At 67.7% G+C, this 3,662-nt stretch carries 4 protein-coding genes; 2 read left to right on the top strand and 2 right to left on the bottom strand.

The genetic code is table 11. The features are described from left to right. A partial coding sequence (locus RUH65_RS15480) for a hypothetical protein (protein WP_313818536.1) occupies window positions 1-458 on the bottom strand: 458 nt, incomplete at its 3' end. A gap of 43 nt (window positions 459-501) precedes the next feature. Then, window positions 502-1,503, bottom strand: a complete 1,002-nt coding sequence (locus RUH65_RS15475) for a LacI family DNA-binding transcriptional regulator (protein ID WP_313818535.1) — start codon at window positions 1,501-1,503, stop codon at window positions 502-504. A 200-nt stretch (window positions 1,504-1,703) separates the two neighbouring features. Between RUH65_RS15475 and RUH65_RS15470 the strand changes: the two genes are divergently transcribed. Together RUH65_RS15470 and RUH65_RS15465 are read left to right on the top strand one after the other, a co-directional pair. Further along, complete coding sequence (locus RUH65_RS15470) at window positions 1,704-2,717, top strand: asparaginase (RefSeq protein ID WP_313818534.1); 1,014 nt, start codon at window positions 1,704-1,706, stop codon at window positions 2,715-2,717. 18 nt (window positions 2,718-2,735) lie between these two features. Continuing rightward, window positions 2,736-3,623 (top strand): polysaccharide deacetylase, encoded by an 888-nt coding sequence (locus tag RUH65_RS15465; RefSeq protein WP_313818531.1) that lies wholly within the window; start codon window positions 2,736-2,738, stop codon window positions 3,621-3,623. Window positions 3,624-3,662 lie beyond the last annotated feature (39 nt).

Here is a 3,662-nt window from a genome sequence, read left to right as displayed (position 1 = left end):
TTGAGGGCGGCGAAGGCGGCGGCCGCCGCCGGTGACGCGGCGAGCGCGGCAGCCAGGTCCTCGGGAACCTCGGCCGTGGCCGGGCCGGCGTAGGCACGGTCCCAGCGGCCATCGGCCTTCGCCCGGTCGATCTCGGCCTGGCCCCGGGGCCGCATCCGCCCCTGCTCGATCAGCTCGGCCACGAGCGTGACGTTGCGCTGAGACCACATCGAGGCCTTGCGGCGGGGCGTGTATCGCTGGCGGTAGGTGGTGGCATCGATGGACTTGGACTGACCGTCGATCCAGCCGCTGCACAACGCCTCCCGCAGAGCCTGCTGGTAGGTCAGCGCCGTCGGGGAGGTCGACCCCTTCTTGGCGAGCATCAGCCAGATGCCGTCTGAACTCTCCTCCTGCGCATCCAGCCAGGCCCGCCAGGCCGAAACGTCCTCCACGATCAGGACCTCGGGTTCTTCTGCCATGCCGTTCCTCCCCAGCCCTACGCTGCAACGCCACACCTCGGCCCTACGCCGTGGTTCTGACCACCAGCTCCGGATCCAGCTGTCGACTCTCCACATCCTTGCCATCCATCCGGTCCAAGAGTAGTTCGAGTCCCTGGCGCCCGATCTGGTGCATCGGCGAGCGCACCGTGGTCAGCCCCACCCCACTGGCCAGCGGGGTGTCGTTGTACCCGACGATCTTGACGTCATCCGGGACGGACAACCCCCGTTCGGCCAGGACTCCGAGGGCTCCGATCGCCGCGAAGTCGTTGACGGCGAACAGGGCGTCCGGCACGCCCACGGTGCCCAGCAGGTGCCGGGTGGCCTCCTCCCCGGCCTCGGCGTCGAATCCACCGATGGCGATGTGCTCGGCAGGCACATGGATTCCGTGTTCGGCCAATCGTTCCGTGAATCCAGCCGTGCGGTCGATCGAGGTTGACATGCGGCTATCGCCGGCCAACAGGAAGACCTTCTGCACGCCCAGCCCGGCCAGATGCTCCCCGGCGAGCTGCCCGCCCAGGTAGTCATTGCACGTCACGGACGGGTATCCCGGGGAGCGCCGATTGACCAGCACGAAAGGCACATCCTCCCGCTCGATCGCCGTCAGAGTAGAGCCGTCGAAAGGCGTATCCCCCAGGATCAGCCCGTCGATGCGCCGGTCCATCAGCTTCCGAACGCGGGCCTCGTGCGACTCTGGATTGTCCAGCGAATTCGCCACCACCGCCACATAGCCGCGCTCGGCGGCGGCCTCGTCGACGCCCTCGTAGATCGTGGCCAGCACGTAGTCCTGCAGCCGCGGCACCACCACCCCGATCAATCGCGACCGGGCAGTTCGCAGGGAGGCGGCGTAGGGGTTCTTGGCGTAGCCCACCTCGTGGGCCAAAGCCAGGATCCGCCGGCTCGTCTCCGGGGAGGCCCAGCGCGATTCCTCGCCCGCGGCATCATTCAGCACGCGCGACACCGTGGACGGGCTGAGGCCCAGCTCCTGGGCCAGCCCCTTGAGGGTGACGGATGATCGCTTGCTCACGGTGGCCTTCAGTGGTGGTCGGAAGTCTGACCCTGTGCGCGGGCGCAGGGAGCGCCGCCAGTCTACGGGTCGAAACTGGAGCCTTGCATCACACGGATTCCTGCTCTAATGTGCATCACATCACTTTACACAAACGTTTGTGGCAATCGTTTGGGTGTCTCATCCCATCGTTGCCCGACTTGCGACAGAGGCGGCATCGATTGGCCAGAGTCCACATCATCGGCACCGGCGGGACCATCGCGTCCCGCTCGGGCCAGGCCGGGGCGAGCGAAGAGGGCCAAGGCCACATTGAGGGCTCGATCGCCTCGGACACGATCGGCGACCTCGTCGCCTCTGCGCCGGTGGCCGCAGGCGCCGGGAAGCTCCAGGTCACCACCGAGGACGTCATGACGCTGGGCAGTTACCAGCTGGGTCTACCAGAGATCCGCGAGATCGCCGCGGCGGCACTCACCCGCGCGGCGGAGGCGGCGGTGGACGGCGTGATCGTTACCCACGGCACCGACACCCTCGAGGAGACCGCATTCCTCGTGGACCTGGTGAACGGCACAAACACCACCGTGGTGTTCACCGGTGCCCAGCGGGCAGCCGACCAGCCGGACTCGGACGGCCCCCGAAACCTCCACCAGGCCCTGACGGTGGCCGCTGATCCACGCTTCTGCGGCATGGGTGCCCTGATTGCTTTCGATGGCCGGGTCCAGACCGCCCGCGGTGCCCGGAAAGCCCACACCACCGCCAGCCAGCCCTTCGATGGCGGCGCCACCGTGGGCCTGTTCCGCAACGAGGAACTCGACCTCATCGCCCGGCCAGCCCGCCCCTGCACCCTGCCGCTGCCCGGCACGGAGTTCGGCACCACCCGGGTGGATGTCATCACGGCCTACCCCGGCTCCTCCCCCGATGCGCTGCGCCATGCGGCGCAGAGCGGCGCGGCGGGGGTGGTGCTGGCCGGCACCGGCGTCGGAAATGCGGGGCCAGGCCATGCCGACGCCGTGGCGGACCTGATCTCCTCGGGCATCCCCGTGGTGCTGAGCACCCGCGTGCCGAGCGGCCCCATGGTGCCGATTTACGGCAACGGCGGCGGCGTGGACCTGATTGCGGCCGGCGCCGTCAGCGCCGGACACCTGAACCCCTTCCAAGCACGGATCCTCGCGGCGGCCCTGCTGACCGAGAATCCCACCCTCACCGAATTCACCACCCTGTTCAGCCAACTGCGCTGACCACAGAAAGGAACCACTATGACCAAGAAGATTTACGTGTCCGTGGGAATCGACGTCGACGCCGTTGGCGGCTGGCTCGGCTCTTACGGTGGCGAAGACTCCCCCGGTGACATCTCCCGCGGCCTGTTCGCCGGCGAGGTGGGCGTGCCGCGCCTCCTGCAGCTGGCCCAACGCCGGGAGATCCCCGTGACCTGGTTCTGGCCGGGCCATTCGGTGGAGACCTTCCCGCAGCAGTTCGACGAGGTCGTCGCCGCCGGCCATGAGATCGGCGTTCACGGCTACTCGCACGAGAACCCGATTGCCATGACGCGGACCCAGGAGACCGAGATCCTGGACTATTGCACCGACCTGATCGAGCGGCGCTCCGGCAAGAAGCCCGTGGGCTACGTGGCGCCCTGGTGGGAGTTCTCCAAGGTCACCAACGAGATCCTGCTCGAGCGTGGTTTCCTCTATGACCACTCCCTGATGCACGACGACCACACCCCGTACTACGTGCGCGTGGGTGACACCTGGACCAAGATCGACTACTCCGCCAACTCAGCCCATGACTGGATGAAGCCGCTGGTGCGAGGCGAGGAGACCGACCTCATCGAGATCCCGGCGTCCTGGTACCTGGATGACCTGCCCCCGATGATGTTCATCAAATCCAGCCCCAACAGCCACGGCTTCGTCTCCCCGCGGGACGTGGAGCAGCTCTGGAAGGACCAGTTCGACTGGGTCTACCGCGAGATGGACTACGCGGTCTTCCCCATCACCATCCACCCGGACGTCTCCGGCCGCCCGCAGAACCTGCTGATGCTCGAGCGGCTGTTCGACCACATCCAGGGGCACGACGGCGTCGAGTTCGCCTTCATGGAGGACGTCGCCCGGGACTTCGCCCACCGCCACCCCCGCCCGCAGGCCTGATCGGCCCGCCGGCCACCATCCCCCTCTGATGGATCGCCC

Source organism: Citricoccus sp., from assembly GCF_032154715.1.
Taxonomy (GTDB): domain Bacteria; phylum Actinomycetota; class Actinomycetes; order Actinomycetales; family Micrococcaceae; genus Citricoccus.
Note: the sequence above shows the minus strand (reverse complement) of the source record. Positions and strands in the feature narration are given on the sequence as shown.